General features: G+C 66.2%; 16 protein-coding genes and 1 pseudogene. 11 read left to right on the top strand and 6 right to left on the bottom strand.

The features are described 5' to 3' along the window. Nucleotides 1-4: 4 nt before the first annotated feature. Nucleotides 5-2,713, top strand: coding sequence for a DNA mismatch repair protein MutS (gene mutS / locus LI337_RS14975; protein ID WP_227230692.1), 2,709 nt, complete (start codon nucleotides 5-7; stop codon nucleotides 2,711-2,713). 827 nt (nucleotides 2,714-3,540) lie between these two features. Here the strand turns inward: mutS and LI337_RS14970 are convergent. After that, on the bottom strand, nucleotides 3,541-3,855 hold the full coding sequence (locus LI337_RS14970) for a hypothetical protein (protein WP_227230691.1): 315 nt from the start codon (nucleotides 3,853-3,855) through the stop codon (nucleotides 3,541-3,543). Between the two features lie 63 nt (nucleotides 3,856-3,918). After that, nucleotides 3,919-4,827 carry a pyridoxal 5'-phosphate synthase lyase subunit PdxS gene (pdxS, locus tag LI337_RS14965; protein WP_227230690.1) on the bottom strand — a complete coding sequence of 303 codons (909 nt, stop codon included), beginning with the start codon at nucleotides 4,825-4,827 and terminating at the stop codon, nucleotides 3,919-3,921. A 136-nt stretch (nucleotides 4,828-4,963) separates the two neighbouring features. Here pdxS and LI337_RS14960 point away from each other — a divergent pair, with 136 nt between their 5' ends. From LI337_RS14960 to LI337_RS20110, 3 genes are all read left to right on the top strand, one after another. Then, nucleotides 4,964-5,698 (top strand): DUF1405 domain-containing protein, encoded by a 735-nt coding sequence (locus LI337_RS14960; RefSeq protein ID WP_227230689.1) that lies wholly within the window; start codon nucleotides 4,964-4,966, stop codon nucleotides 5,696-5,698. A 611-nt stretch (nucleotides 5,699-6,309) separates the two neighbouring features. Continuing rightward, entirely contained in the window at nucleotides 6,310-6,828 is a 519-nt protein-coding gene (locus tag LI337_RS14955) for a DUF8159 domain-containing protein (RefSeq protein ID WP_227230688.1), read from the top strand. A gap of 65 nt (nucleotides 6,829-6,893) precedes the next feature. After that, nucleotides 6,894-7,367: a MaoC/PaaZ C-terminal domain-containing protein gene (locus LI337_RS20110; protein ID WP_303645263.1), complete on the top strand. Its 474-nt coding sequence runs from the start codon at nucleotides 6,894-6,896 to the stop codon at nucleotides 7,365-7,367. A gap of 57 nt (nucleotides 7,368-7,424) precedes the next feature. Here LI337_RS20110 and LI337_RS14945 read toward each other — a convergent pair whose 3' ends face one another. Next, nucleotides 7,425-7,889, bottom strand: a complete 465-nt coding sequence (locus LI337_RS14945; RefSeq protein WP_227230687.1) for a pyridoxamine 5'-phosphate oxidase family protein — start codon at nucleotides 7,887-7,889, stop codon at nucleotides 7,425-7,427. Nucleotides 7,890-8,009: 120 nt separating this feature from the next. On the opposite strand from LI337_RS14945, the gene LI337_RS14940 reads away from it, so the two are divergent. The 4 genes from LI337_RS14940 (at nucleotide 8,010) to solA (ending at nucleotide 11,886) form a co-directional block, all read left to right on the top strand. Next, complete coding sequence (locus LI337_RS14940) at nucleotides 8,010-9,116, top strand: hypothetical protein (protein ID WP_227230686.1); 1,107 nt, start codon at nucleotides 8,010-8,012, stop codon at nucleotides 9,114-9,116. A gap of 95 nt (nucleotides 9,117-9,211) precedes the next feature. Next, nucleotides 9,212-9,637: an HIT family protein gene (locus LI337_RS14935; RefSeq protein ID WP_227230685.1), complete on the top strand. Its 426-nt coding sequence runs from the start codon at nucleotides 9,212-9,214 to the stop codon at nucleotides 9,635-9,637. Nucleotides 9,638-9,736: 99 nt separating this feature from the next. After that, nucleotides 9,737-10,594, top strand: a complete 858-nt coding sequence (locus LI337_RS14930) for a ParA family protein (RefSeq protein ID WP_227230684.1) — start codon at nucleotides 9,737-9,739, stop codon at nucleotides 10,592-10,594. 143 nt (nucleotides 10,595-10,737) lie between these two features. Beyond that, nucleotides 10,738-11,886: an N-methyl-L-tryptophan oxidase gene (solA, locus tag LI337_RS14925; RefSeq protein ID WP_227230683.1), complete on the top strand. Its 1,149-nt coding sequence runs from the start codon at nucleotides 10,738-10,740 to the stop codon at nucleotides 11,884-11,886. A gap of 24 nt (nucleotides 11,887-11,910) precedes the next feature. On the opposite strand, the pseudogene LI337_RS14920 reads toward solA, so the two are convergent. Both LI337_RS14920 and katG read right to left on the bottom strand, forming a co-directional pair. Continuing rightward, a pseudogene (locus LI337_RS14920) lies at nucleotides 11,911-12,425 on the bottom strand (DUF7858 family protein). 126 nt (nucleotides 12,426-12,551) lie between these two features. Beyond that, complete coding sequence (gene katG, locus LI337_RS14915; protein ID WP_227230681.1) at nucleotides 12,552-14,684, bottom strand: catalase/peroxidase HPI; 2,133 nt, start codon at nucleotides 14,682-14,684, stop codon at nucleotides 12,552-12,554. Between the two features lie 287 nt (nucleotides 14,685-14,971). On the opposite strand from katG, the gene LI337_RS14910 reads away from it, so the two are divergent. Both LI337_RS14910 and LI337_RS14905 read left to right on the top strand, forming a co-directional pair. Then, the gene (locus LI337_RS14910) at nucleotides 14,972-15,577 is read left to right on the top strand and encodes a hypothetical protein (protein ID WP_227230680.1); all 606 of its coding nucleotides are present in this window, start codon (nucleotides 14,972-14,974) and stop codon (nucleotides 15,575-15,577) included. Next, on the top strand, nucleotides 15,574-16,323 hold the full coding sequence (locus LI337_RS14905; RefSeq protein ID WP_227230679.1) for a hypothetical protein: 750 nt from the start codon (nucleotides 15,574-15,576) through the stop codon (nucleotides 16,321-16,323). The genes LI337_RS14910 and LI337_RS14905 overlap by 4 nt, the downstream gene beginning before the upstream one ends. On the opposite strand, the gene LI337_RS14900 is transcribed toward LI337_RS14905, so the two are convergent. Next, nucleotides 16,320-16,733: a hypothetical protein gene (locus LI337_RS14900; protein WP_227230678.1), complete on the bottom strand. Its 414-nt coding sequence runs from the start codon at nucleotides 16,731-16,733 to the stop codon at nucleotides 16,320-16,322. The genes LI337_RS14905 and LI337_RS14900 overlap by 4 nt on opposite strands. A gap of 280 nt (nucleotides 16,734-17,013) precedes the next feature. Between LI337_RS14900 and LI337_RS14895 the strand changes: the two genes are divergently transcribed. Continuing rightward, nucleotides 17,014-17,895, top strand: coding sequence for a transcription initiation factor IIB (locus tag LI337_RS14895; RefSeq protein ID WP_227230677.1), 882 nt, complete (start codon nucleotides 17,014-17,016; stop codon nucleotides 17,893-17,895). Nucleotides 17,896-17,946: the final 51 nt, after the last annotated feature.

The following is a 17,946-nucleotide window of genomic DNA, read 5'->3' as shown; positions in this document are numbered from 1 at the left end:
TAGTATGACTGCGACGGGCATCGTCGGCGAGTTCCTCTCGCTCAAAGAAGAGACAGACGCCGACCTCCTGACGATGCAGTGTGGCGACTTCTACGAGTTCTTCGCCGAGGACGCCGAGACCGTGGGCCGCGAACTGGATCTGAAGGTCTCCCAGAAGTCCTCACACGGCTCCTCCTATCCGATGGCCGGCGTGCCGGTGGACGACCTCACGCCGTACCTGAAGGCGCTCGTCGAACGCGGCTACCGGGTCGCGGTGGCCGACCAGTACGAGACCGACGACGGGCACGCCCGGCGCATCTCGCGGGTCGTCACACCCGGCACACTGCTGGAGACCACCGACGCCGAGGCCCAGTACCTCGCGGGCGTCGTCCGGGCCGGGCCCGAGGAGTCGCCGACGAGCGACCCCGCGGACGCCGAGTACGGACTCGCCTTCGCGGACGTGACCACCGGTCGGTTCCTCGTGACGGCGGTCGAGTCGACCGCCGACGCCCACGCCGAACTGTACCGGTTCGGCCCGGTCGAACTGGTCCCGGGTCCGGCGGTCCGGAACGACGAGCGGTTCCTCTCGCGGGTCCGCGAGGACCTCGACGCGACGCTCTCGCTCGCCGACCCCGACGCCTTCGCCCCCGGTCGCGCCCGGCACACCGTGCGCGAGCAGTTCGGCGCGGGCGCACTGGAGAGTGTCGGCGTCGACAGCGACCGGGCGGTGCAGGCCGCCGGGGCCGTGCTGGCGTACGTCGCCGAGACCGGCGCTGGCGTCCGGGAGTCGATGACCCGACTGGAGGCGTACCACGCCGGGGACCACGTCGAACTCGACGCGACGACCCAGCGCAACCTCGAACTCACCGAGACGATGCAGGGCGGGCGCTCCGGGAGCCTGCTCGACACCCTCGACCACACCGTCACCAGTCCCGGCGGTCGCCTCCTCCGGGAGTGGGTGACGCGCCCCCGCCGAGACCGCGACGAACTGGACCGCCGCCTCGACGCCGTGGAGGCACTCGCGTCGGCCGCCCTCGCACGAGAGCGCGTCCGGGACACCCTCGACGGCGGCTACGACCTCGAACGCCTCGCCTCCCGTGCCGTCTCCGGGAGCGCCGACGCCCACGCCCTGTTGTCGGTTCGGGACACCCTCGCGCTCCTGCCGGCGGTCGCCGACGCCATCGAGGGGACCGAACTCGCCGACTCGCCACTCGCCGAGGTGATCCGCCGCCCGGACCGCGAGACGGCCGCGAGCCTCCACGACGAACTCGCCGACACGCTGGCCGAGGACCCGCCGAAGACGGTCACGCAGGGCGGCCTCTTTCGGAAGGGCTACGACGACGAACTGGACGCGATCATCGACGACCACGAGGCGGCGAGAGAGTGGCTCGACACCCTCGCGGACCGCGAGAAGCGCGAGCACGGCCTGAGTCACGTCACGGTCGACCGGAACAAGACCGACGGCTACTACGTCCAGGTCGGGAAGTCCGTGGCCGATCAGGTGCCCGAGCACTACCGCGAGATCAAGACGCTGAAGAACTCGAAGCGGTTCGTCACCGAGGAGTTGGAGGAACGGGAACGCGAGATTCTCCGGCTGGAAGAGGCCCGTGGCGACCTGGAGTACGACCTCTTCGGCGACCTCCGGGAGCGCGTGGCCGACCACGCCGAACTGCTGCAGGACGTGGGGAGGACTCTCGCCGAGATCGACGCGCTGGCGTCGCTCGCCACTCACGCCGCGAGCCAGAACTGGGTCCGGCCGGAACTCACCGACCCGGGACCGCTCGACGTGACCGCCGGCCGGCACCCGGTCGTGGAGACGACGACCGACTTCGTGCCGAACGACCTCCGGATGGATCGACAGCGCGGCTTCCTCATCGTCACCGGCCCGAACATGTCCGGGAAGTCGACCTACATGCGCCAGTCGGCGTTGATCGTCCTGCTCGCACAGATCGGCAGTTTCGTCCCCGCAGACGCGGCGACCGTGGGACTGGTCGACGGTATCTACACTCGCGTCGGCGCGCTGGACGAACTCGCGCAGGGTCGCTCGACGTTCATGGTCGAGATGCAGGAGCTGTCGAACATCCTCCACTCGGCCACGGAGGAGTCGCTGGTGATTCTGGACGAGGTGGGCCGGGGGACCGCGACTTACGACGGTATCTCCATCGCGTGGGCCGCCACCGAGTACCTCCACAACCACGTCCGGGCGAAGACGCTCTTCGCCACGCACTACCACGAACTCACCGGCCTCGCCGAGCACCTCGACAGGGTCCACAACGTCCACGTCGCGGCGGACGAACGCGACGGCGACGTGACGTTCCTCCGGACGGTCGAGGACGGGGCGACAGACCGCTCCTACGGGATTCACGTCGCCGATCTGGCGGGCGTGCCGGGGCCGGTCGTCTCGCGCGCCCGAACCGTCTTGGATCGCCTGCGCGACGAGAAGGCCGTCGAGGCGAAGGGCGGTGGCTCGGGCGAACCGGTGCAGGCCGTCTTCGACCTGTCGTCGGGCCAGTTCGCCGGCGCGGAGTCGGACGGCGGGCAGGTCACAGAGGTGGGTGGTTCGGATGCTGAGTCGGGTGGTGGCTCGGACGACGCGCCGGCAGACGGGCCGGCGCTCGACCCCGAGACCGAGCGCGTGCTGGCGGAACTGCGCGGGACGGACGTGAACGAGACGCCGCCCGTGGAACTGATGGCGAAGGTGCAGGCGTGGCAGGAGGAGTTGGACGCGGAGTGAGTCGCTGACGTGAACTCGGTCGAATCGGTCGCGGACGGTGGCTTGGTCGAGTCGGTCGCTGACGTGAACTCGGTCGTGGACGACGAGTGATGAAAGCCCCCGGTCTCTCGACTGCCCGCGACTTGGTGCGCGCCTCAGTCGGGAGAGCGAGCAAGCTCGCTCTCCCTCCCTGCGGTGCTACCGGCGTCGGGGACAGGTCGAGAGACCGGCCCCTTTCAGTCCCACCCGACTCTGCGACCCATCGTGTCGTCACTGGTCGTCACCCGGCGAATCGTCTCTCGGTTCGGAACCCGGTCGTCGCAGTCGTCCCCGAACCTCCCCGACTGCTGGCGACACGGACTGCGAGGCGGTTCTCGCTGTCGCTCGAACACGCCTCGATTCCGGTCGCCAGCAGATCGCGTCCTGATCCGGGTTCCAGAATCGGCCGGAACGGGTGACGAGCCTGCCGTCTGTGAGGGGTATAAAAACGTTCGAAATCCCTTATAAACCCCGAGTTGCGTGCGCTTTCACCTCGAATCCGGCGCGCGCGAGAAACGTGCGCGAGGGAGGGTCGCGCTCTCGTGCGCGACCCGAGGCTGGGGAGGTCCGAGGTGCGGTGCTGTGCGGTCGCGGGTGCGGTTCCTCGCGCTAGCACGAGTAGTGGTGCTGTTGCTGTCTGCAGTCGCGGATGCTGTGCTGTCGCAGTCGAATATTCCGTTTGCACCGGATCGAGTCGCGGTGCTGGTGCGGTCTGCGGTGCTGTCGCGGTTGCTGAAGCGGTCGCTGGCGGAGTCACGGCCAGCACCCTCGACGCCAAGACCGAACTCGAAACCCACGTAGCTCCGAGCCTACTCGCCGTCGTCGCTCTCCCTCTCGTCGGCGTCGTCCAGATCGACGTAGCGATCACTCCCGTCTTCAGCCTCGCTCTCGTCCTCACTCGCTTCACCCTCGATTTCGGACTCCTCGTCGTCGTCCCCCACACTTCCTTCGTCGTCACTCCCCTCGCCACGGTTCTCGATCTCCACTTCGACTTCGATCTCGACGCCGGAGACCTCCAACTCGGCTTCGGCGCTCTGCGTCTCGCCGACCTCGATCTCCAGTTCCTGTCCGTCGACCTCGACTTCGACCTCTACGTCCACCGCGATGTCGGATTCGTCGGCCATGGCGGGCCTTCGACCGCCCGCGAGAAAAGCCTGTTCGGCGACCGCATCGAGGGCGTCGCGTCCTCAGACGCCGCGACCCTGCAACTTCTCCTCGTCGGGCATGTCGCTGTTCGACTGGCCCTTCATGCCCTTCCCGATGCCCTTGGCGATCTCGGCCAGTCGGTCCGGGTCGTCCCAGTTGTTGACGGCCTCGACGATGGCGGTGCCCATCTTCTCGGGGTTCTCCGCGCCGAAGATGCCGGACCCGACGAAGATACCGTCACAGCCGTGGTGCATCATCAGCGCCGCGTCGGCGGGCGTGGCGATGCCGCCGGCCGCGAAGTTGACGACCGGCAGGCGGCCCTGCTCTGCAGTCTCGTGAACGAGATGTGCCGGCGCTTCGTGCTCGCGGGCCCACTTCTCGCGTTCCTCGTGGGTCTTCCCCTGGATCTCGCGGATCGCACCCTTGATGTTGCGCTGGTGGGTGACGGCCTGGTTCACGTCGCCCGTGCCGGCCTCGCCCTTCGTCCGGATCATCGCCGCGCCCTCCTCGATCCGGCGCAGGGCCTCGGGCAGGTTGCGCGCCCCGCAGACGAACGGGGAGGCGAAGTCGCGCTTGTCGATGTGGTAGTCGTCGTCGGCCGGCGTCAGCACCTCGGACTCGTCGATCATGTCCACGCCGAGCGATTCGAGGATCCGGGCTTCCATCGTGTGGCCGATCCGCGACTTGCCCATCACCGGGATGGACACCTCGTCGATGATCTCCTCGACGTTGACGGGGTCGGGCATCCGGGCGACGCCGCCCCGCTTCCGGATGTCGGCCGGGACGGCCTCGAGGGCCATCACCGCGACCGCGCCCGCGTCCTCGGCGATCCGGGCCTGTTCGCGGGTCACCACGTCCATGATGACCCCACCCTTCTGCATCCGGGCGAAGCCTCGCTTGACCAGTTCGGTCCCGCGCTTGAGTTCCTCCAGATCGGTCTCCTCAGGCATGGATGTTACTTGGGCGCGAACCACTTAACGCGGTCGTTCCCGACAGCCCTGCCCGGCGCTCTCCGGTGGTCGGACTCCCGGCGGACGCGAGCACCGGGACCGCCACCCACTTTACGCCCGCCTGCTATTGCCGGGTATGGCGACCCCCTCGCGTTCGACCGTCCGGGGGACGATCCGACGGCTCACGACCCGCGACGGACTCCCCGCCCCGGCCGACGTGCCGCGGTACCTCGCGCCCCTGCCGGAGTGGCTGGAGAACGTCGGCCTCAACATCGCGTGGCTCGTCGTCCTGACGAACCTCGTCGGGACCGCCTTCGGCTTCTGGTACTACGGCTTCCAGTTCTCCATCGAACCGGTCGTGATGTGGCCCTTCGTGCCGGACAGTCCGGTGGCGACGTTCTTCATCGCGGCCTCGCTCGCGCTGTGGAAACTCGGCCGGTCGAACGAGTACGTGAACGTGCTCGCCTTCTTCGGCTGTCTGAAACTCGGCGCGTGGACGCCCTACGTTCTCCTCGCCTTCCAGCAGGAGTTCTCGTACCTGCACTGGGCGATGTACAACTTCCTGTTCTGGAGCCACCTCGCGATGGTCGTGGAGGCCTTCCTGATCTACCGGTACAGCGACTTCCCCCTGCCGGCGATCGGCGTCGCGGTCGCGTGGTACGGCTTCAACGATCTGGTCGACTACTTCGTCCCCATCGTCGGCACGCCACACCACACGCTGATCCCCGCAGAGCCGATCGTGAACGGCGCGGTCCAGCACGTCTCGCCGGCCCACGAGATCGCCGCCGCCGGCGCGGTGACGCTGACCGCGATCGCTATCGTCCTCGCGGTGGCGACGAATCGTGCGAAACGCCGAGCGAGCAGTGGGTGAGACGCGCGGAATACGACTTTTCTCACAGCACACGCACCAGTCGACCGGGCTGGCGCGACACCTCGGCGACGTGAGGCCGCCTCGGGCACCACACCTCGGCGGCGTAGGGTCGCCTCGGGCATCACACCTCGGCGGCGTGAGGCCGCCTCGGGCGAGGTTCAGCTCGCGCACCTCGGCGGCCTGGGGCCGCTTCGGGCGACGCCGACGGTCGCAGGGAGGCTATCGCTGAAACCGACTGGTCCACCGGGAGTTGTGTGATCTGTGGAAGTCAACAGCGAGTTGCGTGCGCCTTCGCCCACTCGGGTGGGACTGAACGGGGCCGTCGGTCTCGTGAGCAGAGCGGGACCGGCGGTCCCGCCAGCAGTCGGCGCGGCGCGCCGACGACAGAGCGAGAGCGAAGCTCTCGCCAGCAACCGGCGCACAGCGCCGGTGACGAAGGCTTCTCAGAGCGTGCCGCTGACAGTGGTCGAAACGCCGGGGGCTTTCACATCTCGGTGTCGGCAACCGACCCAACCAGCTTCTCCACGACGTATCCGGCCGACGTGTCTACGACGTATCCGACCGCGTACCGGACAGTCAGCGTTTTATCCGAGCCGAGTGTCGGCGAGTACATGCGCCGACGCACCCTGCTCGCGGTACTCGGGAGTGGCCTGCTCGCCGGCTGTACCAGCCAGAGCGATCCCAGCGAGACCCCGGCACCGACCGAGCAGTCAGAGACGGCCGACCCCGCGACAGACACAGCGACCGCCACGGAGACCACGCAGACGACCACGTCCGGTCCGAACTACGCCCAGTCGTTTCGGTCGAGAGTCCAGTCTCGGGTGTCGGTGCTGTCGCTGGAGACGGCCGACGTCGCCGAGTTGGCGTACACCAGCACCGCCGCCACCCGCGAGGAGGTCGTCACCGAGATGGCCTACGTCGCCGGCTACTTCGCCGAGGTCGTCGGCGACGGCTGGTCCGTGACGACACTGCGAGCCACGCCGACCCGGAGCGACGGCGTGGTGATCGGCGAGTGGCGCGCGGAGTCGGCGTGGGCCGAGTCGTTCGTCGCCGGCGACCTCTCCGACGAGGAGTACGTCCGGCGAGTGCTCGACACGCTGACCGTCGAGGCCGCACCGGACGGCGGCTGAGTCGGGGCCGGTATCCGAGTCGGTCGGGACCAACTGCTTTCCGTCCGTGGCGTCACCCCCTCGGTATGTCGCTCCCCACCCCCGGCGAGACCCACAGCGTCCGGCGCACCTTCACCGCCGAAGACGTGGAGCGGTTCACCGCGCTCTCGGGCGACGACCAGTCGATCCACACCGAACCAGACGAAGCGGGACGCTACGTCGTCCACGGACTCCTGACCGCGACACTGCCGACCGTCGTCGGTGGCGACCTCGACGTGCTGGCGAGCCACATGGCGTTCGACTTCCACCGGCCGGTCTACACCGGCGAGACGGTCAGGTGCGACTGGGAGACGACTGCCGTCGAGCCACGAGACGACGCGACGGGAGCCGGCTCCGACACCGAGACCGCCTCGCGTGCCGAGATCACTGCCGAGGTGACGTGTGTCCGAGTCGCCGACGGGGACGAAAGCGAGTCGGCGACGAGTGACCACGGCTCGGGGACCGACGGCGGTGAGACGGTGCTCACCGGCCGGGTCGAGGGCGTCGTCTCGGCGGAGTGAGATCGAGTCGGAGTGACCGACGGTTCGGGGCAGGAGGCGAGGCCCGCCGGCGGCGAGTCACGCCGAGTGTTCGGCGGCACGACTCTGCATCCCGGTCAGCGAGTCGACCCGGAGTTCGTAGCCCAGCAGGTCCTGCATCGGCTCCGTCTCCGCGAAGAGACTCGGGAACCACGCGTTGTCGGCCATCGCCTCGACCAGTTCGTCCCACTCGCCCTCGTCGAGCCGGTGGATCGGCCCACGGGCGATGACGCTCTGCCAGTTGTGTCTGCTCGGTCGGATGAACGCGAGGAAACTCGCCTCGCGGGTCGCGTCGGCGAACGCGATCTTCTCGCTGTCCTCGCTCGGTTGGAGGAAGACGAAGTAGATCGACCGGTCGGCGTAGCCGAACGACACCGGGACGCAGTAGGCCAGACTGTCGTCTGCCAGCGACAGCACGCCGACGCCCTCCCGCCGGAGGAGTTCTTCCGCCGCCTCCTCGTCCATCTCGATCCCCTGAATCGCCGCGAACTGTTCGGTGTCCATACCCGAACTACGCCGGCAGAGGCGATAGCAGTGTTTGCCGGTTCTCACCGGCTGAGAGCCAGCACCGCCGGGGCGGCACCCCACCGAAACCGTTTCCTGTCGGGCGTGTCCGACACCGGTATGGCCCTCTCCGCGATCACCGTCCTCGCCGTCCTGCTCACCACCGCCGTCCTCACGGTCGTCGCCGGTCCGACGTTCTGGCTCGCCGGTCGACTCCTCGCCCGCACCGACGACCCGGTTCGCTGGCTCCGACGACTCCTCCTCGTGGGGCTGTTCCCGGTCGGTCTCGGCTCGTTCGGCCTGCTGTGGGTCGTCGGTGGCGGCGAGACCGGCCGTGCACTGGTCGCTCGCGTCGCCCCCACGCTCGCCGAGTCGGTCGTCGGCACCGTCGCCGGAACCGCCGTCTCGCTGGTCGGCGTCTGGGTCGTCTGTCTGGTCGCCTACGCCGGCACACTGCCGGCGATCCGCGAGATCCGCGACCTCGACACCGGACTGCTCCGGGCGACGCGCACCTTCGGGCGCTACCTCGCGGTGCTGTTCGCGGTGGTCGCGGTCGTACTCCCGGTCACCACCGCGCCGCTGTCCGGCGGGTCGGCACTGCTCGCTGTCGCCGCCCTCCTCGTCGTCTTTCTGCTCGCCACGGTCGCCAGTCCAGTAGTGATCGCCGGCACACGCCGGACGCGTGCCCCTACCGACGCCGAGCGTCGACGACTCGCAGACCTCGCCGCGACCGCCGGTATCGACGCCCCGACCCGGATACTGCCCTCCGACGCCACAGAGACCGTCGAGGTCCACCTGCGGGGGTACGGTCGCTGGCAACGACTGCTCCTGTCCGACTACGCCCTCGACGCCCTCGACGATCGGGAACTGACGGCACTGCTCACACTCCGGACCGAGCAGGCCCGCCACCGGACGCTCGAACTCCGGCAGGTCGGCGCGTTCGGCCTCATCGCGGCGGTCCTGCTGATCGGCGCGGGTCCAGTGCCGACGCTCCCCGGTGTGGTCGCCACGCTGCTCGGCATCGTCGCACTCGGTGTCCTGACCCGCCGACAGGCGGTGCGTGCCGACGCGGCGACGGCCACGCGGGTCGGCGACGAGACGCTCGCCGAGACGCTGGAACGTGTCGCGGCCCTCCACGACAGCGACCCGTCTCGCGGTGGACTCGCAGGACGTCTCGGGTTCACACCGCCCACCGGCGACCGGATCGACCGACTGCGCGAGTCGTGACGGTCGGAGCGTGAGAGTCACCGACAGCACCGAACTCTCGTGGCCCCTGCGAGAGTGCGGAAACCTTCTTGACCTCACCGACCGACGCTCCCGACGTGACCGACGACTGTATCTTCTGTCAGATCGTCGCGGGCGAGATCCCGGGGCGTATCGTCCACGAGACCGAGACCACGGTGGCGTTTCTCGACGCGAACCCCCTCGCGCCGGGGCACACGCTGGTCGTCCCGAAGACGCACCACGAGACCATCGGCGACATGCCCGCAGACGTCGCGCGGGACGTGTTCGCGGCGCTCCACGAACTCGTCCCCCGGATCGAGTCGGCCGTGGACGCCGACGCCAGTACCGTCGGGTTCAACAACGGCACGGCGGCCGGGCAGGAGGTGCCGCACGTCCACGGGCACGTGATCCCCCGGTTCGAGGGTGACGGCGGCGGACCGATCCACGTCGCCGCCGGGAGTCGCCCCGACCTGTCGGACGCCGAGTTGGACGACGTCGCCGACGGCATTCGGGCGTCGGACTGAGCACGACCCGTCACGACGCCACGGGAGTCGGTTCGACCGGCGATAGATTCCCGCCCGACTCCACGAAGTTTAAACCGGAGAACCGTCAGAACGTCCCCCATGGCCGACACGACGACCGCCGCACTCGTCGGTGCGACCGGCGGTGCCGGCACGACACGACTCACGCTCGAGACCGCCGCACTCCTCGCACGCGAGGGCGAGGCTGTCGCGGTCTTCGACGCCGCGTTCGCCACACAGGGACTCGGTGACGCACTCGCCGGGTCACTCGACCCGGACCTCACCGGCGTCCTCACCGAGCAAGCGACACTCGCCGAGGCGGGTGTCGAACTGCCGGTCGCGGTGGCGGGGGGAGGATCCGACCCCGACGCAGAGACCGATTCTGACACCGAAGCCGACCGCGATGGACGCGACCGGGGCGACCGACACGTCGAAAGGGATGGACGGGACGGACGTGTCACCTGCTACCCCACGTCGGCACCGTTCACGCGTCTCGCCGAGGCGAAGACCGCCGCCGCGGCACGCCGGTTCGAGACGGTGCTCGCGGACGCCGCAGACGGGTTCGACTACGTGCTCTGTGACACGCCGCCGGTCGCCGCGAACCAGTCCGTGAGCGCGGTGAACGCGGTGGATCGCGTCGGCGTCGTCGCACCCGCGACGACCCGTGGTGCAGACGCGGTCGCCAGCGTCGACGCCAGACTCGCCGACGTCGGTGTCGAGTCCGACCTGGTGGTCGCCAACGAGGGAGCGACGCCGGACCCTGCGCCCGACGCGGTAGACGCCGGCGTGACGGTCCCGCAGTCCCCGACGACCGCGCTGGCCGACGCACCCTCGGTGGCGACCGAGGAGGCGACACTGCGCCCGGCGGTCGCGGCCCTCGCGGGTGAACTACTGGACGCCGACGTGACGGTGTCCGAGGACGCGGAGTCCGGCCGCTTCGACGGGTTGCTGTCCGGGTGAGGGTCGGGACGTCACCGACCGCCGGACACCGACTATCGAGCGTCGACTAACGAGCGTCGACTATCGAGCACCGACTATCGAGCACTGACCACCCAGCGGCCGACCGACCGAAGCTATACCACCCGCGACACCGTGGTCGGCCCATGACAGAGAGCTACGACGCCATCGTCGTCGGTGTCGGTGGCGTCGGCAGTGCGGCGACGTATCACCTCGCCGACCGAGGGCTGGACGTACTGGGTCTCGAGCGTTTCGACGTCCCGCACGCCCGCGGGTCCTCACACGGGAGCACCCGCATCGTCCGGCGCGTCCAGCACGAGGGAGCCGACTACGTCCCCCTCGTGGACCGGGCCTACGACCTCTGGCGCGACCTCGAACGCGAGACCGGCCGCGACCTGCTCCACGTCACCGGGTCGGTCCACGCCGGGGCACCCGAGTCCGGCCTCGTCGCCGACGCCCGAGAGGCGTGTGACGCCCACGAGGTCCCCTACGAGACGCTCGACGCGGCCGAACTCGGCGAGCGGTTCCCGGCCTACGACATCCCCGACGACTTCGAGGCGGTCTACCAGTCCGAGGGCGGCTTCCTCGCCTGCGAACAGTGTACCGTCGCGCACGTCGAGGCGGCCCACGCGGCGGGCGCGACGATCCGGGCCAGAGAGCGCGTGCTGGAGTGGTCGGAGACGAGCGAGGGAGTTCGCGTGCAGACCGACAAGGGGCGGTACGAGGCGGACGAACTCGTCCTGACCGCCGGGCCGTGGACGCGCGAGTTGTTTCCCGACCTCGCCGCGGAGACGGTGCCGGTCCGGGCGGTGATGGCGTGGTTCCAGCCCGACCGACCCGAACTGTTCACCCCCGAGACCTTCCCCGTCTTCGTCCTGCGGGACGGGAGTGCAGACGGCGAGAGTGCGCTCGCGGACGGCGGCTACGGCTTCCCGCAGTACGACGTGCCGGGGTTCAAAGTCGGCCTCGGCGACCCGCAACCGGTGGCCGATCCGGAGGCGACCGACCGGGAACCGACGCAGGTCGAGGAGGAACTCCACCGTCGGTTCGTCGAGCGCTACTTCCCCGACGGCGCAGGGCCGACGATGGGGCTCACGACGTGCATGTGGACGATGAGCGGTGACGACCACTTCCTGCTCGGCAGACCGGCGGCCCACGACGCCGTCACGGTCGGGGCGGGTTTCTCCGGCCACGGCTACAAGTTCGCCAGCGTGATCGGCGAGGTGCTGGCGGACTACGCCGAGACCGGCGAGACCGACCACGACGTGTCGATCTTCGACGTGAACCGCGTCTGAGTCGTCGTTGACACAGAGATCTGACTACAACAGGTCGTCGACCGAACTCATCGTCTCGGCGAGTTCGTCCCGCTTCGCGACCGCCGCGTTGCCGGAGGGGCCGAGGGCGTCGTCGACGACACCCGACAGGTCGGAGATCGGTTCGTGTGTCTCGACGTACGCCGTCAGCGCGAAGTCGGCCTCGGAGGCTCAGTCAACTCGCGTGCCGTACTGCGCGCGATCTCGCCCGCCACCCAGTCGGCGACGATGTCACGCCCGGTCGGTCCGAGCGGACAGACGCCCGCGACGCCACAGCGGTAGAGCGCCTTCGCGGCCGTCATCGGCGCGACGCCGGCCTCGCGTGCGCTCTCGCCGACGCTCGTGCCCGCGCTGTGTGCCTCGAGGACGGTCGCCGTCGCCTCGGCGGTACACGGTAACGCTGCTTCGTACTCCGCGAGTCGCTCCACGAGGGACGCCTCGGTGTCGTCGACGGTCGCCACGCCGCGGTCGTCCTGTTCGGCCGTGACCTCGATGCCGGCCGCGATCTCCGACAAACCCATTTTCGACAAACTGATTCCCCATCTAATTAAAAAGTTTCGTCGTCTCGTCGGGAGGGTGAGCGCCGAGAGACACGACGACTCGGCGTCGGGACCGGCGTCTCGAATCGTGGAGGGTCGCCGAGCGAGTTACTCGAGGTCGAAGCGGTCGAGCGTCATGACCTTGTGCCACGCGGCCACGAAGTCCTGGACGAACTGCGCCTCGGCGTCGTCGGCCCCGTAGACCTCCGCGATAGCGCGGAGTCGGGAGTGCGAGCCGAAGACGAGGTCGGCGCGGGTGCCGCGCCACTGGACCTCGCCCGTGTCGCGGTCGCGGCCGACGTAGACGTTCTCCTCGTCGGCTTCCTCCCACTCGGTCTCCATCGTCAGGAGGTTCTGGAAGAAGTCGTTCGTCAGCGTCCCCGGCTCGTCGGTGAGGACGCCTAGGTCGTCGTCGCCGTGGGTCGCGCCGAGCGCGCGCATCCCGCCGACCAGCACCGTCATCTCGTCGGGCGTCAGGTCCAGCAGGTCCGCCTTGTCCAGCAGCAGTTCCTCGGGCTGGCGGTCGGCCTCGTCGCTGCGGTAGTTCCGGAACCCGTCCGCCTCGGGTTCGAGCGCCTCGAACGACTCCACGTCGGTCTGCTCCTGGGTGGCGTCCACGCGACCCGGCTCGAAGGGAACCGTCACGTCGTAGCCCGCCCGCTCTGCGGCCTGCTCGACGGCGACGTTGCCGCCGAGGACGATCAGATCTGCCAGCGAGACGCGCACGTCGTCCTCGCGGTCGTTGAACTCGGCCTGGATCGCTTCGAGCGCGTCGAGGACGGTCGCCAGTTCGGCCGGTTCGTTCGCCGCCCAGTCACGCTGGGGGCGGAGTCGGATGCGGGCACCGTTCGCGCCGCCGCGCTTGTCGCTGTCGCGGTACGTGGACGCGGAGGCCCACGCCGTCTTGGCGAGTTGGGAGACGGAGAGGTCCGACTCGCGGAGTGCGTCTTTCAGTTCGGCGACTTCCGCGTCCCCGACCTGTTCGTAGTCGGCGTCCGGGAGCGGGTCCTGCCAGAGCATCTCCTCCTCGGGGACCTCGGGACCGAGGAAGCGCTCCGGCGGGCCCATGTCGCGGTGGGTCAGCTTGTACCACGCCTTGGCGAAGGAGATGCCGAACGCCATCGGGTTGTCCTGGAAGCGCTCGACGACCTCGCGGTAGTCCGGATCACGCGTCAGTGCCACGTCGGTCGTGAGCATCATCGGCGTCGTCCCCTCGTCGCCGTGGGCCGGTTCGGCGCTCCCGTGGAGCGATTCGTCGGTCGGCGTCCACTGCCACGCGCCGCCGGGCCCCTTCTCCGGTTCCCACTCGTAGTCGAGCAGGTTGTCGAGGTAGCCCATGTCCCACTCGGTCGGCGACTGCGTCCACGGCCCTTCGATGCCGCTGGTGATAGTGTCGCCGGCCTTCCCCTCGCCGTGGTCGTTCTCCCAGCCGAAGCCCTGGTCTTCGATGTCCGCCGCCTCGGGTTCCGCGCCGACGTGCTCGTCCGGGTCGTCCGCGCCGTGGACCTTCCCGAAGGTGTGCCCGCCGGCGATGAGCGCGACGGTCTCCTCGTCGTTCATCGCCATCCGGCTGAACGTCTGCCGGATGTTCTTCGCCGACGCCTCGGGGTCCGGCTGGCCGTCCGGCCCCTCGGGGTTGACGTAGATGAGTCCCATGACGGACGCGCCGAGTCCCTTCTGGATGCCGCCGGCCTCGTCGAAGCGCTCGTTCGTGTCGAGTTCGGCTTCCGGCCCCCAGTCGACGCCCTCGTCGGGTTTGAAGGCGTCCTCGCGGCCACCGGCGAAGCCGAACGTCTCGAAGCCCATCGACTCCAGTGCGACGTTGCCGGTGAGGATCATCAGGTCGGCCCACGAGAGCTTCTCGCCGTACTTCTGTTTGACCGGCCACAGGAGGCGTCGTGCCTTGTCGAGGTTCGCGTTGTCCGGCCAACTGTTGAGCGGCGCGAGTCGCTGTGCGCCTTCGGAAGCACCACCTCGGCCGTCGCTGACGCGGTAGGTGCCGGCGCTGTGCCACGCCATCCGGATCATCAGCGGCCCGTAGTGGCCGTAGTCCGCCGGCCACCAGTCCTGGGAGGTCGTCAGCACGTCTTCGATGTCCGACTTCACTTCGTCGAGGTCGAGCGACTGGAAGGCCTCGGCGTAGTCGAACTCCTCGCCGTGCGGGGAGTCGTCGCGCGCGTTCTGGTCGAGGGCGTCGAGACTGAGCTGCTCCGAGCGCCACTCGTCGTCGTACTTACTCATGGACTGTCGTTCGGGCCTCTCGCGTGTTAAGATTGTCTGAATCGGAACTGAACTCCGGGGTATGGTGTGTCTGATTTTTGTAATTGCGAACTTCTGTTAGTAATACGCTACATGTGGACAATTGGCACATCTTGGTGACGTCCTGTGTCACAGCTCAGAAGTCGTATGATGTTCCCCCAATAATAAATTTTAAATATCAATTATTTGAACATTCATATAAATATTAAATATACTATATATTATTTTCAACAGAATAGCTTATTACTGTGTGGATAAATTTGGAAATGATGTCTGGAAAAGACATGAAAGAAGCAGAGAGGAGAACCGTATTAGGGCTCTTGGGGAGTGGTGCAGTGATCTCTGGAGTTCCGAGTAGCGTGAAAGCTATTCCAGATAGCCAAGGCGCTGGTAAGGTGAGGGGCTTCAGCTATGATACGCTTACGCACAAGCCAGCAGGCGTGGTTTCGGGGAAGATCAAGAAGGAATCCGGGGAAATGAGTGGGAGGGTATCAATTGCGGGTTTCACACTGCCGCTGGAAGAGGTGGAGACCGTTGATGAAACCTCTACCGCAATTCGACGACGCGCACTAATTGGCGGGCCTGAGTTCACAGATGAAGATGGACTACCGATCAAGCTCGACATGAGGGAAGTAAAGATAGGAAACCATCATTACTCCGGCACAGTTACTCGACCCGGAACACAACACGGCCAGCTCGGGTTTGTCCTAACCACTGACGACGAATTCAATCCTATTGCTGAATTATCAGCACTAAAGCCGGATAAGCGGTGGACTGAAAGTCCCCACTCGTTCAGAATTCCTGAAAAGGGCCTACCTACTGATTCGTCGCTGGATCGACTTATGGATATAGCGGAGAAGGAGGTGCCACAATGAGCAAAGACCACGGTGATCTTGACGCGTACGACTGGAGCGACTCGATGTCTGGCGTATGTTCGGGCGCTTCTGATTCGGACTGGACGGCAGCATACGGTGTAAACGCGTCTGGATCAACCTCAGAAGAATGGAACCAGATCGATCAAAATGGAAGTAACATCTGGCGGTTTTTCTTCCACTTCAGAGAGCGACCTGAGAATCTGGTCATCGATGTATGCCAAGAGAACGACACATATCAACCCGAGCCGCACAATTTCAGGTTTGTTGTTGAGCTGGCTGACGCAGAAGACGACAGTCAAATCTATCTTAAATTCCCTGAACCACAGGACGGAGAGGACGACTCAGAGAATACAGAGTTAGGTCTAGCTATGGACATTCTCAGTAACGTCGGCGGCTTATATACTGACATCGGATTTGCTGTCGGGGATTACTTGATCTCCGGAGACGGCTCTAACACGTACGTTAATCAAGAAAATAACGCAAGCAAACTGACTTGGGATGTCGACGTAACTGGCGAGTACGATGATCTGCCGCTTGAAACTGATGAAGCACGCGGTGCCCAAGTTTCGTGTGCCGTAAAAAACGAGTATGCTGATGGGACACACAGTATCAAGTACCAACCTGAGTACACGTTCCTCTACCGTGAAACCGGCCAGACCTACTGTAGTTGTAGTATCAACTATGAGAGATACAAAACAGTTGCACCGGGTGTAATCGGGTTTGCCTCTTACGAGGCTATCAGCTAGGATACAGCACCAGAATTATTTATTTCTACAGTTTTATTTGAGAGCACATTCACAGATATTAATTCTTGTGGCTGGCTGTCGATCAAAAATTTGGAATCATGTTTGTTACCATCTATGGTGATTTCTAGGTGTGCTTCTGTATCCATCTTGATCTCGCGCTTCAGTTCGATTCGTGCCTTACTAGCAGTATTCGGCTCTGAACCACCCACAGCCAAATTAAAATTCAGTATTTCTTTATTTTCTTTAATTTTTAGCTTTCCTTGGAAGGAGTGGCTCACACTATCATTGTTAACTAAATTCAGAACAATTCCTGTGCTTTCCGATAGCCCAATACAACCAGAGACAATCGGGATTGAGCATAGAGCGCTCAATTTCAGAAATTTTCTTTTTGTTGCCGGCTCAAATCGCATATTATCAATGTATTTCTCAATCCTTTATATTCTTTTTGGATTTGCTGACAGGTGGTGCCTTATTCTGAGAAGGACACTCCATTTTATGTTATGGATTTAATACAAATGTCGATTCCTGAATCTCCTCCAAGTGACGGGATCACCCCGAGTGACTCGACAGCATCACCCCAGCACACCCAGAACGTATCGGTCACCGATACGTTCGTCCGCCACCCTCGGCCGGATCTCCGCCCGCACCGCACCTCTTTAAATAATCCATCGGGCCGAAGCTTCGCATGTGATGAGTCAGGCACGCACCGCAGAGGCGACGCGGACCTGCCCCGAGTGCGACGGACGACTGAACAGCGCGGGCGACGAGACCTGCTGTGCGAGTTGCGGCCTCGTGGTCTCCGAGGACCGCATCGACCGTGGTCCCGAGTGGCACTCCTTCGCGGACGACGACACCAACCCCGAACGCACCGGCGCGCCGCTCACCCGGTCTCGACACGACCGAGGGCTCTCCACCGAGATCGGTCGCTCGACGAAGCTGAAGGGTCGGAAGCGCCGGCAGTTCGCCCGCCTGCGCAGACAACACAACCGGGCGAGGATTCCGACCAAACAAGATCGAAATCAGGTCTACTCCTTCACCGAGATCAAGCGACTGGTCGGCGCGCTCTCGCTCCCGGAGCGCGTGCAGGATCACGCCTGTTCGCTGTTCCGGTCGGCCCAGAACGAGGACCTCCTGCGCGGGCGCTCGCTGGAGGGCTTCGCCGCCGCGACGGTCTACGCCGCCTGTCGGGTCGCGTCGGTCTCCCGGACGATGGACGAGGTGGCCGGGAACTCACGTGGGACCGCCGCGGAACTGAAGGCCGCCTACGACGCGCTGAACCGCGAACTCGGCCTGCCGGTCGGTCCCATCGATCCGGCCGAGTACCTCCCGCGGTACGCCTCGAAACTGGACCTCTCGACGCGCGTAGAGCGCCGGGCGCGCGAGTTCGTCTCGGAGGCCGAGGAGCGCGGGCTGACCTCGGGTCGGAATCCGAGTGGCGTGGCGGCGGCGTGTCTCTACACGGCCGCGAAGACGGTCGACTCGTGTGGCGGCGTGACGCAGGCCGAGGCGGCCGGTGTCGCGGACGTGACGCCCGTGACGCTTCGCGGGACGTATCACGACCTGCGCGAGTGACGACCGAGACCCCGAACCGGTCCGACTCTACGGAGACACTCGTCCTCGCCG

Source organism: Salinirubrum litoreum, from assembly GCF_020567425.1.
GTDB lineage: Archaea > Halobacteriota > Halobacteria > Halobacteriales > Haloferacaceae > Salinirubrum > Salinirubrum litoreum.
Note: the sequence above shows the minus strand (reverse complement) of the source record. Positions and strands in the feature narration are given on the sequence as shown.

Coding starts and splice junctions, on each gene's coding strand:
- mutS (WP_227230692.1), top strand. CDS start 5: ATGACTGCGACGGGCATCGTCGGCGAGTTCCTCTCGCTCAAAGAAGAG.
- LI337_RS14970 (WP_227230691.1), bottom strand. CDS start 3,855: ATGGCCGACGAATCCGACATCGCGGTGGACGTAGAGGTCGAAGTCGAG.
- pdxS (WP_227230690.1), bottom strand. CDS start 4,827: ATGCCTGAGGAGACCGATCTGGAGGAACTCAAGCGCGGGACCGAACTG.
- LI337_RS14960 (WP_227230689.1), top strand. CDS start 4,964: ATGGCGACCCCCTCGCGTTCGACCGTCCGGGGGACGATCCGACGGCTC.
- LI337_RS14955 (WP_227230688.1), top strand. CDS start 6,310: ATGCGCCGACGCACCCTGCTCGCGGTACTCGGGAGTGGCCTGCTCGCC.
- LI337_RS20110 (WP_303645263.1), top strand. CDS start 6,894: ATGTCGCTCCCCACCCCCGGCGAGACCCACAGCGTCCGGCGCACCTTC.
- LI337_RS14945 (WP_227230687.1), bottom strand. CDS start 7,889: ATGGACACCGAACAGTTCGCGGCGATTCAGGGGATCGAGATGGACGAG.
- LI337_RS14940 (WP_227230686.1), top strand. CDS start 8,010: ATGGCCCTCTCCGCGATCACCGTCCTCGCCGTCCTGCTCACCACCGCC.
- LI337_RS14930 (WP_227230684.1), top strand. CDS start 9,737: ATGGCCGACACGACGACCGCCGCACTCGTCGGTGCGACCGGCGGTGCC.
- solA (WP_227230683.1), top strand. CDS start 10,738: ATGACAGAGAGCTACGACGCCATCGTCGTCGGTGTCGGTGGCGTCGGC.
- katG (WP_227230681.1), bottom strand. CDS start 14,684: ATGAGTAAGTACGACGACGAGTGGCGCTCGGAGCAGCTCAGTCTCGAC.
- LI337_RS14910 (WP_227230680.1), top strand. CDS start 14,972: ATGTCTGGAAAAGACATGAAAGAAGCAGAGAGGAGAACCGTATTAGGG.
- LI337_RS14905 (WP_227230679.1), top strand. CDS start 15,574: ATGAGCAAAGACCACGGTGATCTTGACGCGTACGACTGGAGCGACTCG.
- LI337_RS14900 (WP_227230678.1), bottom strand. CDS start 16,733: ATGCGATTTGAGCCGGCAACAAAAAGAAAATTTCTGAAATTGAGCGCT.
- LI337_RS14895 (WP_227230677.1), top strand. CDS start 17,014: ATGAGTCAGGCACGCACCGCAGAGGCGACGCGGACCTGCCCCGAGTGC.